This is a genomic window from Flavobacterium sp., assembly GCF_049590715.1.
In the GTDB taxonomy this organism is placed as follows: Bacteria; Bacteroidota; Bacteroidia; order Flavobacteriales; family Flavobacteriaceae; genus Flavobacterium.
In genome coordinates, this window is the sequence record NZ_JBAWDL010000166.1 from 1 (window position 1) to 22530 (window position 22530).

The window sequence follows — 22530 nt, forward strand, 5'->3', positions numbered from 1 at the left end:
GAAAAAACCTTTCCAATCCAAAAACAAAAAAACAACTCCTAAAATAGAAATTGTTGAAAAAGTAAAATTCAATAATGGTAAAAACAAAAAATCCTAAGTTCTACAACTTAGGATTTTTTGTTTTGGATAACTTTATTTATTAAAAAAATAATTAAGCTTTAAATCTAACTTCAAAAACATAAGTGTTATTAGTTACTAATTCATCACTTGAAAGTTTTTTATAATTTAACGTTTCTTTGATATAATCAGCTAATTCTTCATTATCTGTGTTTGCTTGCAAAACAATAATTTCACGACTTGGTGTAACTAAAACTCTTACTTTTACAACCACATCATTTTCTAATTCACCTACTTCTGAAAAGGGTGTTAATAATGTTGTTATTTCTTGAGATGCTTTAGCATAACTTTTTTTAGGATTTAATTCTTTTGCTGATACAAATGTAATATTCAAAAACATTGTAACTATAAATAATATAACTGTTTTTTTCATGATATTCTTACTTTTAATTTTATTATGGTACAAATGTACAGCATAGTTTCAAAGTAACAATATCTCTCATTTTCCCTTAACACTATGATAAAACCAATCATTTCCGCATATTTTTTTTGAGTAGTTACAAATTCTGCATTAAATTTAAACTATGCATAAAAAAAGGGATTTAATTTTACACATAATCTACAAGTTGAAATTTTAAAAAAAAGTAAAATTTAACATTTAAATCACATTACAAACTCTCACATAATTTTAAAGCTACTTAACCCAGCCCATGAGAGTTTTATGAGAGGCAAACGTTACTTTTTTTTTATAAAAAAGTCATAAAAATGTGATTTATAATATTTTTGTTTACATCGTAAACGAAACAAAAATGTATCGAGAATCTTATTTAATCATATTTTTATTGTCTACGATAAATTTTCTAATGAGAATAATTTGAACTCTCAAAAAAACCTCATTAAAACAAATAGGACCTAATGCGCTTAGAATAAAAAAAGGTACTATTCCAAAAGCATCTAAGTTAAAAACATAAGTATTTAGCTTAAATAAAAAAAATCCTAAGTTACTATAACTTAGGATTTTTAATTTTGAATAATTTTATTTACTTCCATATAATATGATTATGATTTTAAATTGATTTCAAAAATATAATCATTACCTGCTTCTAATTCATTTTTAGATAATTTTTTGTAATTCAAATTATCTTGAATATAGTTTTTTGATTTTTCATTTTTAGCATTCGTTTCTAATACTATAATATCCCCAGTTGCAGTAATCAATACTTTTACTCTTACAACTGCATTTTTTCCTAATACTTTAGTAGCAACCGATGGATTTAATAATGAAGTAATCTCTTCAGTAGTCTCTAGGTAACTTTTTCTAGGATTTAATTCTTTTGCTGATACAAATGCTACATTCATAATCAAAGCAATTACTAATAATACGACTGATTTTTTCATGACATTTAATTTTTTAAAATTATTATGATACAAATGTATAGCATAGTTTTAGAGTAGCAACTATCCATTTTTTTCATTAACAATTAGCAAAAATCAGTGATTCTCCTTTATTTTTTTTGGGTAATTAATAAAACTATGTATAAAATAGTGGATATATAAAAAAAAATGACTAAAATTATACATATTCCATAATTTCAGAAATTAAAAAAAATTTATATTTTTTAGTTTTAACATTAAAATAGCTGTAATCTTACAATAAAAGTATTACAGACGGATTACAAACAAAAAGGAAAATTATGAAAATTATTAGTATTACAACCTTTACACATATAATTCAACAACAAAACGCCTAAAAACAACAAAACTATTTTCAAATTATCAAACAACAGCGATTAGATATAGAATTTTAAAAAAAAATCCTAAGTCATAAAAACTTAGGAATATTACTTGTTATTAAAAAAGTATAACGGAATGAAAACAATACACATTATACTTTATGATTTAAAATTCACATTAAATACATACTCATTACCTTTTACTAATTCTGAGCTAATCAGTTTTTTGTAATTTAAATTATCAATAATATACTCATTCAATTCTGTATCTGGAGCAGTAGTTTCCAAAACTACAATTTCATTATTTGCATTAACTCTAATTCTAACTCGTATTGTAGTTTGACTTTCCAATTCTCCCATAGCATATGAAGGAGTAAGTAAGTTTGAAATTTCTTGGTTAGCACTAGTATAACTTTTTTTAGGTTTTAATTCTTTAGCATTCATAGATACAACACCTACAAATAAAGTAAGAACGATAGACAAGATTAATTTTTTCATGATTTCTTTTTTTAAGTTTTATTTTTTTTTCTACGGGTCAAAATTACATCACAAATCAAAAGAAACATAAAGCAAATAGCCAACTTAACTCAATCATAAAACAGCACTGTAAACACAAATTTATCTAGTAAATATTTTTAATTAACTAAAATTACGGGATGTGTAATTCTTTGAAAATTATTTTACGTTATTACTAAATAAAAGACCAAAACATCGAAGAAAATTAATTTATTGATTCAATTTAGCCGTTAACATTAAAGTAACTTTAAATTTTTATTCAAAAACATTAAATTAATTTCAAAAAAAAATCCTGAGCATAACTCAGGATTTTTGTATAATATAGAAACCAGTAAAGGCTCTTTGTTTTTATTCTTTAATTAAGATAATGCAGCTTGAACTTGATCAGCAGCTTCTTGAAAAGCTACAGCTGATAAAATTGGCATTCCAGAATTATCAATTAACTCTTTTGCAATTTCAGCATTTGTACCTTGTAAACGAACAATGATTGGTACTTTAATAGCGTCTCCCATGTTTTTATATGCATCAACAACACCTTGAGCAACACGGTCACAACGAACGATTCCTCCAAAGATGTTAATCAAAATAGCTTTTACGTTTGGATCTTTTAAGATAATACGGAAAGCCGTTTCAACACGTTTAGCATCAGCAGTTCCACCTACATCTAAGAAGTTTGCAGGCTCAAAACCAGCATACTTAATTAAATCCATAGTTGCCATTGCTAATCCAGCTCCGTTCACCATACATCCTACAGTTCCATCAAGATCTACATAGTTCAATCCTACTTCTTTAGCTTCTACTTCGATTGGATTTTCCTCACGAATATCACGCATTTCAGCAATTTTCACTTGTCTGTATAAAGCGTTATCATCGATGTCTACTTTAGCATCCACCGCTAAAATTTTATCATCAGATGTTTTTAATACTGGGTTGATTTCAAACATTGAAGCATCAGTTCCAATATATGCTTTGTATAAAGCGTCGATGAATTTCACCATTTCTTTAAAAGCATTTCCTGAAAGACCTAAATTGAAAGCAATTTTTCTTGCTTGAAAGCCTTGCAATCCTACAGCAGGATCAATTTCTTCAGTAAAAATTAAATGTGGTGTATGTTCAGCTACTTCTTCAATATCCATTCCTCCTTCGGTAGAGTACATGATCATATTACGTCCTGAACCTCTATTTAAAAGTACGGAAACATAAAATTCAGAAACTTCACTTTCACCTGGATAATAAACATCTTCAGCTACTAAAACTTTGTGTACTTTTTTACCTTCAGCAGAAGTTTGAGGCGTAACTAATTGCATTCCGATGATTTCGCTAGCAATAGTTTCCACTTGCTCTAAGTTTTTAGCTAGTTTCACTCCACCACCTTTACCACGTCCACCTGCGTGAACTTGTGCTTTAATAACATGCCATCCAGTACCTGTTTCAGCAGTTAATTGTTTTGCAGCAGCAACAGCTTCAACTGCATTATTAGCAACGATTCCACGTTGAATGCGAACTCCGTAGCTAGCTAGAATTTCTTTACCTTGATATTCGTGTATGTTCATAATATAGATTTTATCTGGACTCTGAATTTGTTTCAGAATAAATAAGTGGCACAAAAGTAGCAAAATACATCGTAAGAGAGAAATGTTTTTAAAATTTAAAAATCAATAATTTCACAACAAATGTTAAAAAAAAAGAAAACCCTTTTTTTGAATAAAAAAATACAAATTAGGAAAAACGAAGTAACTATAACGATTGAAATTTCGAGAAAAAACAACTAAAAACTAGTTTATTTATGCTAAATCATGCTTTTAAAGACAATTAAAATTATGATTTTATTAATACAACCAAGTAAAAAACAAATTATTTACATTTATCGCTCCTTTTTATGCTTTTATTACAAAAATATAGCCAACCCTACGTTTTCAATTCATTATGTATAATGAAATCTTTATTTTTGTAAAAAAATTTATCAAGCATGAAACTTAAAGAACAAGGCCTTTATTTGCCAGAATTTGAGCATGAAAACTGTGGAGCTGGTTTTATTTGCAACCTTAAAGGGGAGAAAACGAATCAAATTATACACGACGCATTAGAAATTCTAGTAAAACTAGAGCACCGTGGTGGTGTAAGTGCTGACGGAAAAACGGGAGATGGAGCTGGACTTTTAATTGACATACCTCACGAATATTTCAATAGAGTTTGTGATTTCACTTTACCTGCTGCACGTGAATATGCTGTTGGAATGGTATTTTTACCTAAAATCAAAAACCAATACGTTTACTGTAAAGAGATATTTGAAAACGAAATCAAAGCACAAGGACTTAGCGTTTTAGGATGGAGAGAAGTTCCTGTGGATTCTTCTCAATTGGGTGAGATAGCATTAGCATCTGAACCAAGTATCGAGCAAGTTTTTGTTGGTAAAAAAGAGGCTATTGATGAAGCTGTTTTCAAAGCGAAATTATATGCTGCTCGTAAAATTACTGAGCACACGATTGCCAATTCTAAAATATCTCAAAGTACTTATTTTTACGTACCTAGTTTCTCTACTACTACCTTAATATATAAAGGTATCATTATGCCCGAAGATATTGGGCCATATTATACTGACTTACAACAAACGGATTTAGTTACTCGTTTAGCGTTAGTACACCAACGTTTCTCTACCAATACAATGCCTACTTGGGAATTGTCTCAACCTTTTAGATACATGTGTCAAAATGGTGAAATCAATACACTACGTGGTAACGTAAGTAGAATGCGTGTACGTGAAGAAATCATGAAAAGTGATGTCTTTGGACCTCAAATAGAAAAATTATTCCCTATCATTTTACCTGGAAAGTCAGATTCTGCTTCTATGGACATGGTAGTTGAATTACTAACACATACAGGAAGATCATTGCCAGAAGTAATGATGATGATGATCCCTGAAGCATGGGAGAAACATAAAACCATGTCTGAAGAAAGAAAAGCGTTCTACGAATACAACGCTTGTATCATGGAACCATGGGACGGACCTGCGTCTGTACCATTTTCTGATGGAGATTACGTAGGAGCTTTATTAGATCGTAATGGTTTAAGACCTTCTCGTTATACTGTTACAAAAAGTGGTAAACTAATTATGGCATCAGAAATTGGTGTTGTAGAAGTGGAACCAGAAGATGTAGAAAGCCACGGTAGATTAGAGCCAGGAAAAATGTTCTTAGTGGATATGAACAATGGACGCATCATTAATGATGAAGAAATCAAAAGCAAAATTGTTTCTGAAAGACCGTATCAAGAATGGTTGAAACAATACCGTTTGAACTTGAAAGATGTTCCTGCTACGAATGAAGTTTGTCCAATCGAAACCATTGATTTAAAAACTAGAGAACGTTTATTCAACTATACATTAGAGGATATTCAAGAAATGATTGTACCAATGGCTCAAGCTGGAAAAGAAGCTTTGGGATCAATGGGTATCGATACACCTCTTGCTGTTCTATCTGATAGACCTCAATTAATTCCTAACTATTTCAAACAATTATTTGCACAGGTAACTAATCCTCCATTGGATGGTATCCGTGAGGAAATAGTAACTGACATCAGTTTAGCTTTAGGACAAGACAGAAATATTTTTGACATTACTAGTAAACAATGTAGAAAATTAAGAATTCAAAATCCTGTGATCTCTAATAATGATTTAGAGAAAATTAGAAATATATCAATTGATAATTTCAAAGCTGAAACGATTGAGATTTTATACGCAAAATCTAAAGGATTAAATGGTCTAGAAAATGCATTGGATAACATTATCATCCAAATCACAAAAGCAGTTGAAAGAGGAACAAATATTATCATCCTATCAGATAGAGGGGTAAATAAAGAATTTGCTCCAATCCCAGCATTATTAGCATGTTCTTTTGTACACCACCAAATGAACCGTTTACGTAAGCGTTCGTACTTTGATATTATTATCGAATCGGCAGAACCACGTGAACCGCATCATTTTGCAACTTTATTTGGTTATGGCGCAAGTGCTATTAATCCATATATGGTAAACGAAATCATTCGTGTACAAGTACAAGATGGTTTCATTACAGGAATAAGTGAACAAAAAGCGGTTGATAATTTCAACAAAGCGATTGGGTCTGGAATTCTAAAAATCATGAACAAAATTGGAATCTCTACTTTACACTCGTACAGAGGTTCTCAAATTTTCGAAATTGTTGGATTCAACTCCAAATTTGTTGAAAAATACTTCCCATATACCGCTTCAAGGATTGAAGGTATTGGATTGTACGAAATTGAAAAAGAAATAAGCGAAAGATATCAATATGCTTATCCTGATGTTTTAGTTGCTAACCGATTAGGATTAAACATTGGCGGAGAATACAGATGGAGACGTAATGGGGAAAGACATATGTTCAACCCAACTACTATTGCTAAATTACAACAAGCAGTGCGTTTAAGTGATCAAGATAGTTACGATGTATACGCTAAAGCAGTAAACGATCAAGCTACAAATTTGATGACCATTCGTGGTTTATTCGAATTTGACAACTTAGACCCTATTCCATTAGACGAAGTAGAACCATGGACTGATATCGTAAAACGTTTCAAAACAGGAGCCATGTCTTATGGATCTATTTCTAGAGAAGCACACGAAAACTTAGCTATCGCAATGAACCGTATTGGAGGAAAATCCAATTCAGGTGAAGGTGGAGAAGATAGAAAACGTTTCCAACCAGATGTAAATGGTGACAGTCGTAACTCGGCGATCAAGCAAGTAGCTTCTGGACGTTTTGGAGTAACTTCTCACTACTTATCTAGTGCAAAAGAAATTCAGATTAAAATGGCTCAAGGTGCTAAACCTGGAGAAGGTGGACAATTACCTGGTGAAAAAGTATTACCATGGATTGCTGAGGCTCGTAACTCAACTCCTTTCGTAGGATTGATTTCACCTCCACCCCACCACGATATTTACTCAATTGAAGATTTAGCACAATTAATCTTTGACTTGAAAAACGCGAACAGAGAAGCACGTATTAACGTGAAATTAGTATCTGAAGTTGGTGTAGGTACTATTGCTGCTGGTGTTGCTAAAGCAAAAGCAGATGTTGTATTAATCGCAGGTTACGATGGTGGAACAGGAGCTTCTCCTTTAACATCGTTGAAACACGCAGGTCTTCCTTGGGAACTTGGATTGGCTGAAGCACAACAAACCTTAGTATTAAACAACTTAAGAAGTCGTATCGTTGTAGAATGTGACGGACAATTAAAAACAGGTCGTGACGTAGCTATCGCTGCTTTACTTGGTGCAGAAGAGTTTGGTTTTGCAACTGCTCCTCTTGTAGCTTCTGGATGTATTATGATGCGTAAGTGTCACTTGAATACGTGTCCTGTAGGTATTGCAACTCAAGATAAAGAATTGCGTAAGAATTTCAAAGGAACTCCTGAGCACGTAATTAACTTCTTCTACTATGTAGCCGAAGAATTAAGAGGAATCATGGCGCAACTTGGATTCAGAACGATGGAAGAAATGGTGGGTCAAACACATAAAATCAATTCTAACAAAGCCATCACACATTACAAAGCAAGAGGTTTAGATTTATCTTCTATCTTACACAGACCAGATACTTACAAGTATTTGACAGTAAGAAACACAGAGAAACAAGACCACGGATTAGAGAATGTTTTGGATTTCCAAATCTTAAAAGACTCACACCGTGCTTTGTACAGAAAAGAAAAAATGACATTAGCATATCCTATTAACAACATCAACCGTTCTGTTGGTGCTATTGTTAGTAATGAGATTTCTAAAATATACGGTCACTTAGGTTTACCAGAAGATACTTTGAATATCAATTTCACAGGTTCAGCAGGACAAAGCTTAGGAGCCTTTAGTGCACACGGATTAACATTTACTGTGGAAGGAAATACAAATGATTATTTAGGTAAAGGACTATCTGGAGCCAAATTAATTATTAAAAAACCAGCCAAAGCAACTTTCATAGCTGAAAACAATATTATTGTTGGAAACGTATGTTTGTTTGGTGCAGTGGAAGGAGAAGCTTATATCAATGGTATTGCAGGAGAGCGTTTTGCTGTTCGTAACTCGGGTGCTACTGCAGTAGTTGAAGGTGTAGGTGATCATGGTTGTGAGTATATGACTGGTGGTAAAGTAGTGGTACTAGGAAGTACTGGACGTAACTTTGCTGCAGGTATGAGTGGTGGTATCGCTTACATTTACGATCCTGAAAACAAATTCAAAAACGGTTTATGTAATACCGAAACCATCGAATTTGAAACTATAGAAGGTATCGAAGCAGAAGAATTGAAACAATTGATTAAGAAACACGTACTATATACAAATAGTACTAGAGGTACCGATTTATTAAATGATTGGGACGCAAGCTTAAACGATTTTGTAAAAGTAATGCCTACGGAGTACAAAAAAGCATTAAAGCGTTTGGAGACAGAAGTACAAATGGTAGAAGAATTAACAGCATAATACAATGGGAAAAGTAACAGGTTTTAAAGAATTCGAAAGAAAAGATGAATCATACACAGCAGTTGAAGAACGTGTAGGACATTATAAAGAATTTACAGTTCCTTTGAGTGAAGCTGAAATTACAGAACAAGGATCACGTTGTATGGATTGTGGAATTCCATTTTGTCACAGTGGATGTCCATTAGGGAATTTAATCCCTGATTTCAATCACATGGTACACCAAGGAGAATGGCAAAAAGCCTCTTGGATACTACATTCAACAAACAACTTTCCAGAATTTACAGGACGTTTATGTCCTGCACCATGTGAAAAAGCATGTGTATTAGGAATTATTGCTGATCCAATTTCTATTGAAAATATAGAAAAAATGATCGTTGAACGTGCCTTTGCAGAAGGATGGATCAAACCACAACCACCAAAAGAAAGAACTGGTAAAACGGTAGCTGTTGTTGGTTCAGGACCTGCAGGATTAGCAGCTGCTCAACAATTAAATAGAGCCGGACATACGGTAACTGTTTTTGAAAGAGATAACGCTATTGGAGGTTTATTACGTTACGGAATTCCTAATTTCAAAATGGAAAAAGGAATTATCGACAGACGTGTGGCTATCCTTGAAGCGGAAGGAATCATCTTCAAAGTAAACACTAACGTTGGTGTAAACTATGATATCAATGACTTAAAAGCATTTGATTCAATCGTACTTTGTGGTGGTGCTACTGAAAGAAGAGGCTTACCAACTCCTGGCGCTGATGCTGACGGAGTAGTACAAGCAATGGATTTCTTGACTCAACAAACTAAAGTAGTATTTGGAGAAAAAATCGAAAACCAAGTGATGGCTACTGGCAAAGATGTAATCGTAATCGGTGGTGGAGATACAGGATCTGACTGTGTGGGTACATCTAACCGTCACGGTGCTAAATCAGTAACCAACTTCGAGATTATGCCTAAACCTCCAGTAGGAAGAAGCGAAACAACTCCATGGCCTTACTGGCCACTACAATTAAAAACATCTTCTTCTCACAAAGAAGGTGCTGAAAGAAACTGGTTAATTAACACCAAAGAATTCATCAAAGATGCCAATGGTAAATTAACAGCTCTTAAAACAGTAAATGTAGAGTGGAAAATTGTTCCTGGACAACGTCCAGAATTAATCGAAGTAGCAGGTTCTGAGAAAATATGGCCTTGTGACCTAGCTTTATTAGCTTTAGGATTTACAGGTCCAGAAAGCACATTAGCGGATCAATTAGGAATAGAAAAAGACGCTCGTTCTAACTATAAAGCAGAATATGGTAAATACCAAACTAATGTGCCAAACATTTTCGCAGCTGGAGATATGCGCAGAGGTCAGTCATTGATTGTTTGGGCTATTTCTGAAGGTCGTGAAGCTGCAAGAGCCGTAGATTTATACTTAATGGGAACAACCAACCTTCCTACTAAAGAAGGTGGAGATTTACCAGGAGTGTAATATTTTAAACTCATATTTACAAAGGGCTGTTTATTCATTTAAACAGCCCTTTTTGATTTTTGATTGAGGATTAACGAATGATGATTTTAGATTTTTTGTGTCAATCATTTAAAAAAAGAGAACAGTTTAAATATTCCCAAATCAGCAATCAAAAATCGTTAATCTACAATCCTAAATCCAAATTCCTAAATCATTCCTTTGGAGGTGCCCCAATCTTCCACTATCGTTACAGCTTGGGTCGGGCTATTCGTTACAAGTCCTCGTTACTTCCGCTATCGCTACAGTAACTGTGGGCTTTTCACTACTATCCCTCACCCAGTTAATAGTTCAACTAGCACAAAACAAACATTTTGTTATATTTTGTTAGAATTGCTAATTTTTATTGTAAAACCGATAAAGAATAATAAATTTGCTCAAAAAAACTAAAATGCAACCAAAAGACTTAGTACAACTAGCAGAACAATTTGGCTCACCGCTATATGTTTATGATGCCGAAAAAATAAAATCACAATACAACCGATTAACTAAAGCATTTTCTAAGGTAGAAAAATTGCGTATCAACTACGCAATGAAAGCTTTATCTAACGTTGCTATCCTTCAATTACTAAGAGAATGTGGTTCTTGCTTAGATGCAGTTTCAATTCAAGAAGTACAATTAGGACTTCATGCAGGTTATTCTCCAGATCAAATATTCTTTACTCCAAACGGTGTTTCTTTAGAAGAAATCGAAGAAGTATCAGCTTTAGGAGTTCAAATCAACATTGATAATCTTTCTATTTTAGAGCAATTTGGTACAAAACATCCTAATGTTCCTGTTTGTATTCGTATCAACCCACACGTAATGGCTGGAGGAAATGCTAATATTTCTGTAGGTCATATCGATAGTAAATTTGGAATCTCTGTACACCAATTACCACATCTTGTTCGTATTGTTGAAAACACAAAAATGAACATCGTAGGTATCCACATGCACACAGGATCTGACATCTTAGATATTGAAGTATTTTTATATGCTGCCGAAATTTTATTTGACGCTGCAAGAAACTTCAAAGACTTAGAGTTCTTAGATTTTGGAAGTGGATTTAAAGTACCTTACAAAAAAGACGATATCGAAACGGATATTGAAGAATTAGGTAAAAAATTATCTAAAAGATTCAATGAGTTTTGTACTGAATATGGTAAAAACCTAACCTTAATCTTTGAACCAGGTAAATTCTTGGTAAGTGAAGCTGGTAGATTCTTAGCAAAAGTAAATGTAGTAAAACAAACAACATCAACTGTTTTTGCAGGTATAGATAGTGGTTTCAATCACTTGATTCGCCCTATGTTTTATGGTTCACAACACCATATTGAAAACATATCAAACCCTAAAGGAAAAGAGCGTTTTTACTCTGTAGTAGGATACATTTGTGAAACAGATACATTTGCTAACAACAGAAGAATTTCAGAAATTAATGAAGGTGATATTTTAAGTTTTAAAAACGCAGGAGCCTATTGCTTCTCTATGGCGTCAAATTACAACTCAAGATACAAACCTGCCGAAGTATTATGGATGAACGGTCAAGGATACCTTATACGTGCTCAGGAAACTTTTGAAGACTTGATTAAAGGACAAATAGGTTTACCTCAAACAAGCGCTAAATAAAAATTCAATACAACAAAAAATCCCATTTCAGAATTAATTTGAAATGGGATTTTTTTTATTAAATCTCTTTAGTTTCCTAAAATTTCTTCTAAAAGATTTGCTTCGGACGAGTTTGGAAGTGTAATTTGTATTTTTTGAGATACTGTAGGTGCAATTTGAGTAATTACTTTCCTGTTGTATGACTTTCCTTTTTTAACTTTCCAACCATAAAATAAAGCGGGAACATGCGTATCATATGCATAAGTAGTCCCATGCGAAGTCCCCGTACCATGATATTCAATATACCCAGGCTTATCAAGAACAATTATATCTCCATTTTGAGTAGGATCATATCCTCTAAAAATAAAATTTAGATAAAAATCTGCACCAGAACAATGTATTATTTCTTCCTCAGTATAGACTCTTTTTACATAATCCATTGTCATTAAATATTCTTTGAATTCCTGCTTTACTACAGCCAAATCAAGATTTTTTGTTTTGATAATCCTTTTATCAAAAAACAAATTAAAATTAGAATAATTCAAAACTACATCTACCCCAAAAGTAGCAAGTGAAAAAGCAGAAAGATTGGCTCTAATATCTTTAGGACTAATGCTATTGACATTGTATTTATTATCTTTTAAATAATTTACATTTTCAGCCCCTGCATGATCTGAAGTTAAGAATAACAAATAATTCCCTTTACCAACTGATTTATCTAAATAGTTTAAGAACGTTTCCATCGTTTGATCTAATCGTAGATAAGTATCTTGTAATTCCATAGATCTAGGGCCTAAAACATGACCAACATAATCCGTTGAAGAAAAACTAACTGTCAAAAAATCAGTAATAGCATCTTTACCCAAGTCCTCTTTTTCAATGGCTCTCATGGCAAATTCTGCAAGAAAATCATTTCCAAATGGTGTAGAACGAATAACACTTGCACCATTTTTTTGATACATTTCCTTTAGATTATAAGGAAATGTTGGCGTTTTGCTACCATATAATTTTCCCTCATAAGGATTGTCATCAGCTAAACTTTCATTGTAAGTACTTATTGGTTTAAGCAAGTCCCAGCCTTTTTCAAAATAAGGCATATAATGTTTTTCGGTATTAAATTCGGTTACCCAATCAGGCAAAGTTGTTCCGTAAAACGTACTTGAAATAAAATCACCAGTCTTACTATGCCAAAAAGCCCAATTTGCAAAATGTCCCCCAGGCAAAATAGCACCACGATCCTTAATACTCATTGCAATTACCTTTCCTTTGAAATTAGTTGACATTCTCAATTCATCCGTAACAGTGGTGCTTAAAAGATTCTTAGGAGACATTTCGCCCTCACTTTTCGATCCATTTCCTACTGTTGCTACAGAGGCGTCATCAGTACAATAAATCGTTTTATTTTCTTTCCGACTAAACCATTCATTCCCTACAATTCCGTGTAATGCAGGCGTAGTACCAGTATATATAGACGAATGTCCTGGAGCAGTATAAGTGGGCATATAATTATAATGCATATTCTCAAAACTAAATCCGTCGTTTAGTAATCTTTTGAATCCTTTGTCTGAAAAATCACTGTAAAAACGATGTAAATATTCCATTTTCATTTGATCCACAACAATTCCAACGACTAATTTTGGACGATCCTGTGCAATTAATTGATTAAAAAAGGTAATTGTTAAAAGTAAAAATATTTTTTTCATAGTAAAATCTTTTAGAGAAAGTAAAAATAAGTACAATATATAAGGAATACCATTTGAGAGCAAAATTTCCCTAAATAAACCGTTCTTTTTCCATTATATTAACAATAAAAAAATAGTACAGTATAATGAGACTTCCATTTTAAATTAAAAGAATCACTTTTTCTAATTACATATCACTAAAATATTTATTTCATTGAAGTTCTCTAAAATCGATAACAAACACATGAGGTATAAAGGAATTTGTTCATTAACAGACCATTGTTATTATTTGAAATTTGAAAGTCCTGATTTCAACCAATTTTCATATGCTGCAATTCCAACGTAACTAATCGTAGGTTGTGAAGTATTCAAACTACTGCCTTCTAAGTCTGTTAACACATACAAAGGTTGTGTATTGGTCTTGTATCTCGAAATCATAAAGTCTGTCCATTTATCTCCTATCGTTTCAATTTCTGAACCAGTGGTCGATACAAACTGTTCGCTTTTTGGCAACGCTCTTTTATCATCTACATACAACGAAATCAATACTACATCTTTTTTCAAAATAGATAGTATTTTATCATCTGACCATACGTTGTTTTCCATCTTTCTGCAATTTACACAAGCATACCCAGTAAAATCCAACAGAATGGGTTTATTGACCGTTTTGGCGTAGGCCAAACCTTTTTCATAATCTTCAAAAATAGTTAGTCCGTGCACGCCTATTTTAGCTCCATCAGGTAAGTCAGTTGTCGAAATTACTCCTGAACCTCCTACTCCATTTGGACTTTCGCTATATTCAATTGGTGGGGGAAAAGCACTTATCAACTTCAATGGTGCTCCCCATAAACCCGGAATCATGTAAATCGTAAAACTCAATACTACTAATCCCATCATCACTCTTCCTACGGAAAGATGTGTCAGTGGGCTGTCGTGTGGCATCGTGATTTTCCCAAAAAGATACAATGCTAAAGTTCCAAAAATTGCGATCCAAATCGTTAAGAAAACTTCTCTTTCTAATAAATGTAATTGCAATACCAAATCAGCATTCGATAAAAATTTGAATGCCAAAGCCAATTCTAAGAATCCTAAAAACACTTTTACGGTATTCAACCAGCCACCTGATTTAGGTAAGGATTGTAACCAACTTGGAAATAAAGCAAAAAACATAAAAGGTAAGGCTAAGGCCAATGAAAATCCGAACATCCCAACAATAGGTGCTATTCCGCCTTTTGAAGCGGCTTCAACCAATAAAGTTCCTACTATAGGTCCAGTACATGAAAAGGATACAATTGCTAAAGCAAAAGCCATAAATAAAATTCCTATCACACCTCCTCTATCAGCCTGACTATCCACTTTATTTGCCCATGAATTAGGTAATACAATCTCAAAAGCTCCTAAAAAAGAAACCGCAAAAAACACGAGTAAAGCAAAGAATATTAAGTTAAACCAAACATTAGTTGACAAAGCATTCAAAGTACCTGCTCCAAAAACAGTGGTAACAATCAACCCTAAAACAACATAAATCACGATAATCGAAATACCGTAAAATATTGCATTTCGTATTCCTACTGCCCTTGTTTTACTTTGTTTCGTAAAAAAACTAACCGTCATAGGAATCAACGGAAATACACAGGGTGTTAGCAAAGCTGCAAAACCCGAAAGAAAAGCGATAAAGAAAATCGTCCACAATCCTTTTTTGGTTGTAGTATCCTCTGTTGGGATTACTTCTGTTGGTGCCGAAACTGTTTCAGCTTGCATCACATTGGCTTCTCCTAAACTTGGTGCTAAAGAATCTTTCTGTGTTTGCTCAACTATTGGGGTTTCAACTGTTGGCGCAACTGTTTCACTCTTCGAAACTGGAATATCAAATGTGAATTTCTTTTCTTGATTGATACAAACCTCCTTACAAACTTGGTAATTTAATACCGCTTCTATTTTAGAAGTTTTTGCATTGGTAAGCTTAATTTCTTGTTGAATTTGGGCTTTTCCTTCAAAGAAGGTTTCGTTGACTTCGAAAATATCGTTATAAGCAGTTTTGGTTTTACTTTCTTTGGCTTTGCCAATGAGTGTATAATTTCCTTTTTGATTTTTAAAAACTACTTCAAGTGCCAAAGGGCCTCCATCAGGTGTGAATTGCGAATACATATGCCAATCTTTTTCAATAACGGCATTAAATGTCAACACATAGGTGTTCTCCGATTTTTTTTCGATGGAAGTGGTCCATTTTGCAGGATCCAAAATTTGTGCATTCATGGAAGCAAATGCCAGTAGTGTAATAACCAAAAAGAATAATTTCTTCATATTATAGTAATTGTATTTTTAGAATATTTTTAGTTGTTGCCAAAACCTTAAAACGTTCATCTTGTCTCAATCCGATAATCCAAACAATGGTTTCGCCAGACCAGAGTAACCAAATGTTTTCTTTTTCGACCAAGGATAATTTTTCGTCTTTAAAAAGTTTACTGACTTTTTTTGACTTTCCATCCATCCCGAACGGTTGAAAAAGATCGCCTTCGTTCCATTTTTGTATAACTAGTGGAAATTGCAACAGCTCTTCATCCACAAATATAGTTGTATTTGAAGGATTAGAAATGGCATCTACTTTGCAAAGGGACAGTTTTAAGGGAACATTAACGTCTGCTATTCCTTTTTCAATTTCATACTTATCCTCTTCTGCATTTTCCTCAATTGGGCTCACGATTAATTGTTCACGGTCTTTTAGCAATCGAAAATTAGACGCATAAATTTGTTTTCCTGACACTGCGTGCACTAATTCATAAATATCATCCCAAGCGGTAAAACCAAATTCTTTCAGCCATTGGTACAAATAGGATTGATAATTGGGTAAACGCAACAATTGTTTTAAATCAATGTACATCAAATCTTCTTCTTGAGTGACAACTTGATTGTAGATCATAATTGTAGCATCTTCGACCATAGCAGCCGATTCCTGCAAATACGATTGCGTTTTTTGAAAAGCTTCCATAAACAGTGGATTTAGTTCTTTCAACAAAGGCACCAAATCATGGCGTATTTTATTCCTTAGATATTTATCCGATGCATTGCTGCTGTCTTCTCTCCAAGCAATATTCTTTTCTTTGGCGAAAGCCAAAATCTCCTCACGAGAAACCGACAACAACGGACGAATGATTTTATCATTTTGCTCTGGAATTCCTGTTAAACCGTCCAATCCAGTTCCACGACTCAAATTAATAAGAAAGGTTTCCAAGTTATCATCAGCATGATGTGCGGTTAAAATGTAATCGTAGTTTTCGGTTTCCAGTAACTCGTAAAACCAATTATAACGTAATTCTCTCGCAGCTACTTGAGTCGACAATTTATAATCTTTGGCGAAAGCGGTAGTATCAAATTGGGTTACAAAAATGGGAATTTGGTGTTCTTGAGCATATTCTTGAATAAAACTTTGGTCTCCAAAACTCTCCAATCCTCGCAATTGAAAATTACAATGCGCAATGGCGATATCATATCCTAATTGCTGAAAAACATGCAACATGACCATACTGTCTAGTCCTCCGCTAGTGGCAAGGAGGAGTTTCTTTTCCTTTAAAAAAGAAAAATTATTTTTAATATGGATTTTGATTTTTTCGAGCATTTTATATTTTTAAATCTAGAATATTTTTTTAGCACAAAACTGTACACTTAACTTATAACTCTTAACTCATCACAAATCTTTTCCAATCAACACTTCCCGCATCGCCTTCGCTTTAAGCAAACATTCCTCATACTCTTTTTCAGGATTTGAAAGAGAGGTAATCGCACTTCCTACTGAAAAGGATACATATTGATTTTCTTGATTGTACAAAATACTTCGTATAACTACATTAAAATCAAAATCGCCATTTGGTGTAAAATAACCCACTGCTCCACTGTACAAACCACGTTTGGTTTCTTCTACTTCTTCAATGATTTTCATTGCTGAAATTTTTGGTGCTCCCGTCATGCTTCCCATTGGGAAAGTCGTTTTAAGAACATCCACTGCCGAATACTGTGCATCCATTTTGGAAGTAATCGTAGTGACCATTTGGTGTACTTGAAGAAAGCTTTTTATTTCACATAAAGCCGTTACTTGTACGGAACCTTTTTGAGCGGTATGCGATAAATCATTTCGAACCAAGTCGGTTATCATGATGTTTTCTGCTCTTTCTTTGGGGTTGTTTTCTAGTTCTTGCTTTGATTTTTCGTCTTCAATGGGATCTTCAAAACGTTTAGCAGTTCCTTTTATAGGTTGCGAAATGATGTTTTCACTTTCTTTTTTTAAATACCGTTCTGGAGAAGCCGAAAGCAAAAACTGTTTGTTATTTTTAAAAAAAACAGAAAATGGTGGTTTTGAAATTTCGTTTAATTTGGAAAAAATTTCTAATGGCTCAATAGTACTGTTTTTAGCAAAAAACTCCATACAAAAGTTGGCTTCATAAATATCACCTTGATGGATATGTGCCAAAATTTTAGTTGCTTTATCAAAGTATTCTTCCTTAGTGATTCGTTGTTGAATTGCTAATGGCTGTTGATTTGAACTTGATTGCGCTTCATAGTTTATGATTTCTTCAAAATCATCGTCGAGTTCATCATCACACATATTGAGATACTGAATTTCTACCGTATTTCCTTTAATCAAAAATATTTTTTTGGGTTGAAAGAAAAACAGATCAGGAAATTCTAGTCCGTCGTGATTTTTAGAATGTAGTGCCTCGGTATCGTTTTTTAAATCGTATGACAAATAGCCAAAAATCCAATCTTTAGCGATTTGTTGGTATTGTTTTAAATCTTCAAAGGCATTGTAATGATCTGTTTTTATAGACGTGAAAGCATCTACAGCAAGAATACAATCATAAGTAGCATAGTCTTGGGGATAGTCATTACTATCCAAAAAAACGATTTCTCGAAATTGTTGCGACCAAAATAGCAATTGCTTTTTAAATAATTTTGGATCAGCAATAGTCTTGTTTAGGATACCTCTCAATTGATTTTTACTTTAAAAACTCAAAATTACGATAAAAAAAATCCTTTAATAAGTCAACATCGGAAAAATCAGCTGTAAATTTCGTAAATTTACTATAGTTCACTTATTATAAATGGATTAACGATAGGGAATTAGTGAATTTTGCTCCAATTTCAGATGCATGTCAATAGAATATATTCGTAATGTTACTTTAGTATTTAACCTAAAAACCTATATATCATGAAAATTGCTACCATTATCATTCGGACCATGCTTGGACTTTTATTCCTTTACACTTCGATTAGTTTCTTTTTCCATTTGAGCCCTGAACCAGCTTCATCAGGAGATTTTAAAGCTTTTCAAGCAGGATTAGTTGTTTCAACTTATTTAATTCCACTCGCAAAAACAATTGAATTACTTTGTGGATTGTCATTTGTAACCGGAAAATTTACAACATTAGCGAATCTTGTTATTTTTCCTGTGACGGTTAATATCCTATTAATCAATTACTTTTTAACACCTGAAAACTTGCCTATTGCTCTTTTTGTTTTCTTAGGAAACATATTCTTAATCATTAGCCATTGGGAGAATTACAAAAGCTTATTTAAAGCCGATTAATGTTCTATAAAAACAAAACCGACTTAATTAAAATTGAGTCGGTTTTGTTCGATAAAAGAATCGGTTACTTTGTATGTTCTACCCAAACTAAATCCTTTGTTTGATAGCCAATTTGTTGAGCTTTTTTTAAAAAATTAGTTTTAATCTCTTCTGGAATACTAGTTTCTCGGGATAAAATCCATAAATAGTCCAGGCTTTCTCCTGCCACCAATGCATATTTATACGCTGGGTCAATAGCGATAACATTATAACCCGAGTAAAAAGGACCAAAGAAAGATACTTTTAGCATCGCTACATTTTCATCACCAACAAACTTAGCTTTTCCGGTGCTTTGTTCCCATTTTTCTTTTTTATAATCATACCCTTTATTATCTACTTTTATCATTCCGTCGTCTTTCAAGGAATATTCGGCAGTGGTGTTGTTCATGTCTTTTTCATATTTAAAATCCAAACGGGCAATTTCATACCATTTTCCTAAATATTTTGCTTTATCAAAATTTTGAACAGCTTGTGCTTTTTCTGGAATTGTCTTTTTTGAACAAGAATTAAGAAAAAGCCCTACTCCAACTAGTGCTAAGGCACCTGCTATATATCTATTTTTCATACTATTATTTTTTTATAAAATTATGAAATCAAGAAGGTTTGTCTTTTACAGCATTAGGATTGAAATTTATAGAATTTGCAGATGAAAATATTAAATAGTATAATGTAAAAAACTATACTATAATGGGAGAATAGCTCAAATCCTCTCCTATATTTAAGAATTTGCTTCTTGAAAAATTTCTTACGTAAAAATAATATGCAAATGCAAGGCGCAATGGCAATTTTTAAAGTAAACTTAAAAAAAGACTCAAGTTAATCTAGAAAATAATCTCTACCTATACCAAGTGGTCAAATTGAACTGTGTAGATTAAAATCCGTTCTTATAATTTACAATAAAAAATAATTGCAAATTAAAATACTTTTTTAATCTCTAGAAAATGACATTAATAAAAGAGGGTAGTTTTTCATTATTCTATATAAGGAATGTTTGATTCTACTCTTTTTTTTGTAACCAATGATCATTTAGGTCATTAATGTTTATGGGATGCACTGGTGGTTGATCTTGTAATCGCCCTGAATTAAAACTTCTATTGAGGATATTTTCAATCAAATAATCTTCTTTACTATTGTAGGGATCGTATTTTGATTTCAAATTAATATCAAAAAGACTGGCAGTTGTATTCGATACAAAAGCCTTAAATCCACTTTTGAGAGATTTTATTAGATCGAATGTAGTAATTCCTGTTTGGCGGTGAATTAAGCGAACTAAGATCCGACCTTGGCCACGGGAAAGCTTCTTGAGTCTTGCTTCGAATTCATTAGTCAAATAATCTTCGACTATCTTAAAATATTTTTTTTTCTCTTTATTAGTAGTCAGTCGATCCATGCCTTTGTTCAATGCTACTAATTTTTCAGCTGTTAGTTTTGCATATGGATAAGTTACATACACACGATTTTGCAGTATCAGGAATTGTTTTCTGGCTTCAGGATCAACTTTTTCTTTAGAAACGACTATTTCTTCTAATTGAATAGTATCTTTTTCTATATCGTACGTTTCATCTATTTCACGGTAAATCTTTGTCGGATCAGGAATTTCCTGTGCCGAAAGCGATAAAGAGAGTAAAAAAAAACTAAAAAAGAATCTAATAAACTTCATGAGGATTATTTATAGGGTAAAATTATACATTATATACGCAAGTCTAATACCAAATTTATAAATTAGCAAAAAAATTTTATATGAGCACAAAATCTATATTAAAACAATCATCAATTGATTTTTTAGAGCAATACCTAAACAATGCCTCACCTACAGGATATGAAGCAGAAGGGCAAAAAATCTGGATGGATTATTTAAAACCTTATGTTGACACTTTTATAACAGATACCTACGGAACTGCTGTAGGGATTATTAATCCTGATGCTCCTTTTAAAGTAGTTATAGAAGGGCATGCTGACGAAATTGCATGGTATGTAAACTACATTACTGAAGATGGTTTAATTTATGTGATACGCAACGGAGGTTCAGATCACCAAATTGCTCCTTCGAAACGAGTTAATATCCATACTAAAAAAGGAATAGTAAAAGGTGTTTTTGGTTGGCCTGCAATTCATACTCGCAATAGAGCTAAAGAAGAACCGGCAAAAACAGACAATATCTTTATTGATCTTGGTTGCGAAACTAAAGAAGAGGTTGAAAAACTAGGCGTACATGTAGGTTGCGTGATTACTTATCCTGATGAATTCATGGTTTTGAACGAAAACAAATTTGTTTGTCGTGCTATTGATAACCGCATGGGTGGATTTATGATTGCCGAAGTAGCTCGTTTGCTTCATGAAAACAATATCAAACTCCCTTTTGGATTGTACATTACAAATGCAGTTCAGGAAGAAGTAGGTTTGCGTGGTGCTGAAATGATTACCCAAACCATCAAACCTAATATCGCTATCATTACTGACGTATGTCATGACTCAACCACTCCAATGATTGAAAAGAAAATTGAAGGAGAAACTAAAATAGGTAAAGGTCCAGTTGTTACTTATGCACCAGCAGTACAAAACAATCTTAGAGAGTTAATATTAGATACTGCTGAAGAGAAAGGAATTCCTTTTCAACGATTGGCTTCCTCTCGTGTGACGGGAACTGACACGGATGCTTTTGCGTATAGTAATGGTGGTGTGGCATCAGCTTTGATTTCGCTTCCATTGCGTTATATGCATACGACTGTTGAAATGGTGCACCGTGATGATGTTGAAAACGTGATTAAATTGATCTATGAAACTTTATTAAAGATCGAAAATAACGAGACATTCTCTTATTTTAAATAAGATTTAAAAGGCAATTAGGTCATTTGGTTAGTGCCAAATGACCTAATTATCATATACGATTCAAATCATGAAAATTTTACTTCTAGAAGACGATTTTACCTTATCAAAAGAAATAATTACTTTTTTTACCTCTAAGTCATTTGACTGTACCCCATTTTATGATGGTTATTTGCTTTTGAAAAAATACAAAGCACTTGAATATGATTTAATTAGTCACTCCTTAAAAACAAATCATGATTTACTCGTATTTGTGCAAAAATGGTATTGGAAATCAGTATGATTAATTTCATGAGTAATGCATTTAAACGAAGAGTTTTTTTAACCAAAAATCGCAAATTGAATAATTTTACAATTAATCAATTTGCGATTTTATATTTTGAAGAAGTTATCTCTATTTATCTATCACAGGATCTCTTTCTTCATCCACACGATGTACTGCATTCACTTCATAAATAGTTTTTAGCATCCATAAAGGACGTTCTAAACCTGCTTCCCAGTCGAATAAGGTTTTATACAGTTC

At 32.9% G+C, this 22530-nt stretch carries 16 protein-coding genes; 6 read left to right on the forward strand and 10 right to left on the reverse strand.

What is annotated here, in order from left to right:
* Nucleotides 1-151: 151 nt before the first annotated feature.
* The 4 genes from WBQ70_RS07680 to sucC form a co-directional block, all read right to left on the reverse strand.
* Complete coding sequence (locus WBQ70_RS07680) at nt 152-490, reverse strand: hypothetical protein (RefSeq protein ID WP_423912512.1); 339 nt, start codon at nt 488-490, stop codon at nt 152-154.
* Nucleotides 491-1116: 626 nt separating this feature from the next.
* Nucleotides 1117-1455, reverse strand: a complete 339-nt coding sequence (locus WBQ70_RS07685; RefSeq protein ID WP_423912513.1) for a hypothetical protein — start codon at nt 1453-1455, stop codon at nt 1117-1119.
* A 494-nt stretch (nt 1456-1949) separates the two neighbouring features.
* Complete coding sequence (locus tag WBQ70_RS07690; protein ID WP_423912516.1) at nt 1950-2288, reverse strand: hypothetical protein; 339 nt, start codon at nt 2286-2288, stop codon at nt 1950-1952.
* Nucleotides 2289-2665: 377 nt separating this feature from the next.
* Nucleotides 2666-3859, reverse strand: a complete 1194-nt coding sequence (gene sucC, locus WBQ70_RS07695) for an ADP-forming succinate--CoA ligase subunit beta (protein ID WP_423912518.1) — start codon at nt 3857-3859, stop codon at nt 2666-2668.
* 416 nt (nt 3860-4275) lie between these two features.
* Here sucC and gltB point away from each other — a divergent pair, with 416 nt between their 5' ends.
* From gltB to lysA, 3 genes are all read left to right on the forward strand, one after another.
* Nucleotides 4276-8790 (forward strand): glutamate synthase large subunit, encoded by a 4515-nt coding sequence (gene gltB / locus WBQ70_RS07700; protein ID WP_423912520.1) that lies wholly within the window; start codon nt 4276-4278, stop codon nt 8788-8790.
* A gap of 4 nt (nt 8791-8794) precedes the next feature.
* Nucleotides 8795-10255 carry a glutamate synthase subunit beta gene (locus WBQ70_RS07705; protein WP_423912523.1) on the forward strand — a complete coding sequence of 487 codons (1461 nt, stop codon included), beginning with the start codon at nt 8795-8797 and terminating at the stop codon, nt 10253-10255.
* A gap of 427 nt (nt 10256-10682) precedes the next feature.
* A complete protein-coding gene (gene lysA / locus WBQ70_RS07710) occupies nt 10683-11900 on the forward strand; it encodes a diaminopimelate decarboxylase (RefSeq protein ID WP_423912525.1) in 1218 nt (405 codons plus the stop codon).
* Nucleotides 11901-11968: 68 nt separating this feature from the next.
* On the opposite strand, the gene pafA is transcribed toward lysA, so the two are convergent.
* The 4 genes from pafA to pabB all read right to left on the reverse strand — a co-directional run bounded on the left by pafA (nt 11969) and on the right by pabB (nt 18545).
* The gene (pafA, locus tag WBQ70_RS07715; protein ID WP_423912528.1) at nt 11969-13582 is read right to left on the reverse strand and encodes an alkaline phosphatase PafA; all 1614 of its coding nucleotides are present in this window, start codon (nt 13580-13582) and stop codon (nt 11969-11971) included.
* Between the two features lie 264 nt (nt 13583-13846).
* Nucleotides 13847-15865: a cytochrome c biogenesis protein CcdA gene (locus tag WBQ70_RS07720; RefSeq protein ID WP_423912531.1), complete on the reverse strand. Its 2019-nt coding sequence runs from the start codon at nt 15863-15865 to the stop codon at nt 13847-13849.
* Nucleotide 15866: 1 nt separating this feature from the next.
* A complete protein-coding gene (gene tilS / locus WBQ70_RS07725; RefSeq protein WP_423912534.1) occupies nt 15867-17177 on the reverse strand; it encodes a tRNA lysidine(34) synthetase TilS in 1311 nt (436 codons plus the stop codon).
* Between the two features lie 69 nt (nt 17178-17246).
* Complete coding sequence (gene pabB, locus WBQ70_RS07730) at nt 17247-18545, reverse strand: aminodeoxychorismate synthase component I (RefSeq protein ID WP_423912537.1); 1299 nt, start codon at nt 18543-18545, stop codon at nt 17247-17249.
* A gap of 219 nt (nt 18546-18764) precedes the next feature.
* On the opposite strand from pabB, the gene WBQ70_RS07735 reads away from it, so the two are divergent.
* Complete coding sequence (locus WBQ70_RS07735) at nt 18765-19142, forward strand: DoxX family membrane protein (RefSeq protein WP_423912540.1); 378 nt, start codon at nt 18765-18767, stop codon at nt 19140-19142.
* Between the two features lie 64 nt (nt 19143-19206).
* On the opposite strand, the gene WBQ70_RS07740 is transcribed toward WBQ70_RS07735, so the two are convergent.
* Both WBQ70_RS07740 and WBQ70_RS07745 read right to left on the reverse strand, forming a co-directional pair.
* Nucleotides 19207-19746, reverse strand: a complete 540-nt coding sequence (locus WBQ70_RS07740) for a lipocalin family protein (RefSeq protein ID WP_423912542.1) — start codon at nt 19744-19746, stop codon at nt 19207-19209.
* 432 nt (nt 19747-20178) lie between these two features.
* On the reverse strand, nt 20179-20841 hold the full coding sequence (locus WBQ70_RS07745; protein ID WP_423912545.1) for a DUF4294 domain-containing protein: 663 nt from the start codon (nt 20839-20841) through the stop codon (nt 20179-20181).
* Nucleotides 20842-20921: 80 nt separating this feature from the next.
* Here WBQ70_RS07745 and WBQ70_RS07750 point away from each other — a divergent pair, with 80 nt between their 5' ends.
* Entirely contained in the window at nt 20922-22010 is a 1089-nt protein-coding gene (locus WBQ70_RS07750) for a M42 family metallopeptidase (RefSeq protein ID WP_423912547.1), read from the forward strand.
* A 67-nt stretch (nt 22011-22077) separates the two neighbouring features.
* Nucleotides 22078-22290, forward strand: a complete 213-nt coding sequence (locus WBQ70_RS07755; protein ID WP_423912550.1) for a response regulator — start codon at nt 22078-22080, stop codon at nt 22288-22290.
* Nucleotides 22291-22530: the final 240 nt, after the last annotated feature.

Coding starts and splice junctions, on each gene's coding strand:
- lysA (WP_423912525.1), top strand. CDS start 10,683: ATGCAACCAAAAGACTTAGTACAACTAGCAGAACAATTTGGCTCACCG.
- gltB (WP_423912520.1), top strand. CDS start 4,276: ATGAAACTTAAAGAACAAGGCCTTTATTTGCCAGAATTTGAGCATGAA.
- WBQ70_RS07735 (WP_423912540.1), top strand. CDS start 18,765: ATGAAAATTGCTACCATTATCATTCGGACCATGCTTGGACTTTTATTC.
- pafA (WP_423912528.1), bottom strand. CDS start 13,582: ATGAAAAAAATATTTTTACTTTTAACAATTACCTTTTTTAATCAATTA.
- tilS (WP_423912534.1), bottom strand. CDS start 17,177: ATGCTCGAAAAAATCAAAATCCATATTAAAAATAATTTTTCTTTTTTA.
- WBQ70_RS07705 (WP_423912523.1), top strand. CDS start 8,795: ATGGGAAAAGTAACAGGTTTTAAAGAATTCGAAAGAAAAGATGAATCA.
- WBQ70_RS07745 (WP_423912545.1), bottom strand. CDS start 20,841: ATGAAGTTTATTAGATTCTTTTTTAGTTTTTTTTTACTCTCTTTATCG.
- WBQ70_RS07690 (WP_423912516.1), bottom strand. CDS start 2,288: ATGAAAAAATTAATCTTGTCTATCGTTCTTACTTTATTTGTAGGTGTT.
- WBQ70_RS07720 (WP_423912531.1), bottom strand. CDS start 15,865: ATGAAGAAATTATTCTTTTTGGTTATTACACTACTGGCATTTGCTTCC.
- sucC (WP_423912518.1), bottom strand. CDS start 3,859: ATGAACATACACGAATATCAAGGTAAAGAAATTCTAGCTAGCTACGGA.
- WBQ70_RS07740 (WP_423912542.1), bottom strand. CDS start 19,746: ATGAAAAATAGATATATAGCAGGTGCCTTAGCACTAGTTGGAGTAGGG.
- WBQ70_RS07750 (WP_423912547.1), top strand. CDS start 20,922: ATGAGCACAAAATCTATATTAAAACAATCATCAATTGATTTTTTAGAG.
- WBQ70_RS07680 (WP_423912512.1), bottom strand. CDS start 490: ATGAAAAAAACAGTTATATTATTTATAGTTACAATGTTTTTGAATATT.
- WBQ70_RS07685 (WP_423912513.1), bottom strand. CDS start 1,455: ATGAAAAAATCAGTCGTATTATTAGTAATTGCTTTGATTATGAATGTA.
- WBQ70_RS07755 (WP_423912550.1), top strand. CDS start 22,078: ATGAAAATTTTACTTCTAGAAGACGATTTTACCTTATCAAAAGAAATA.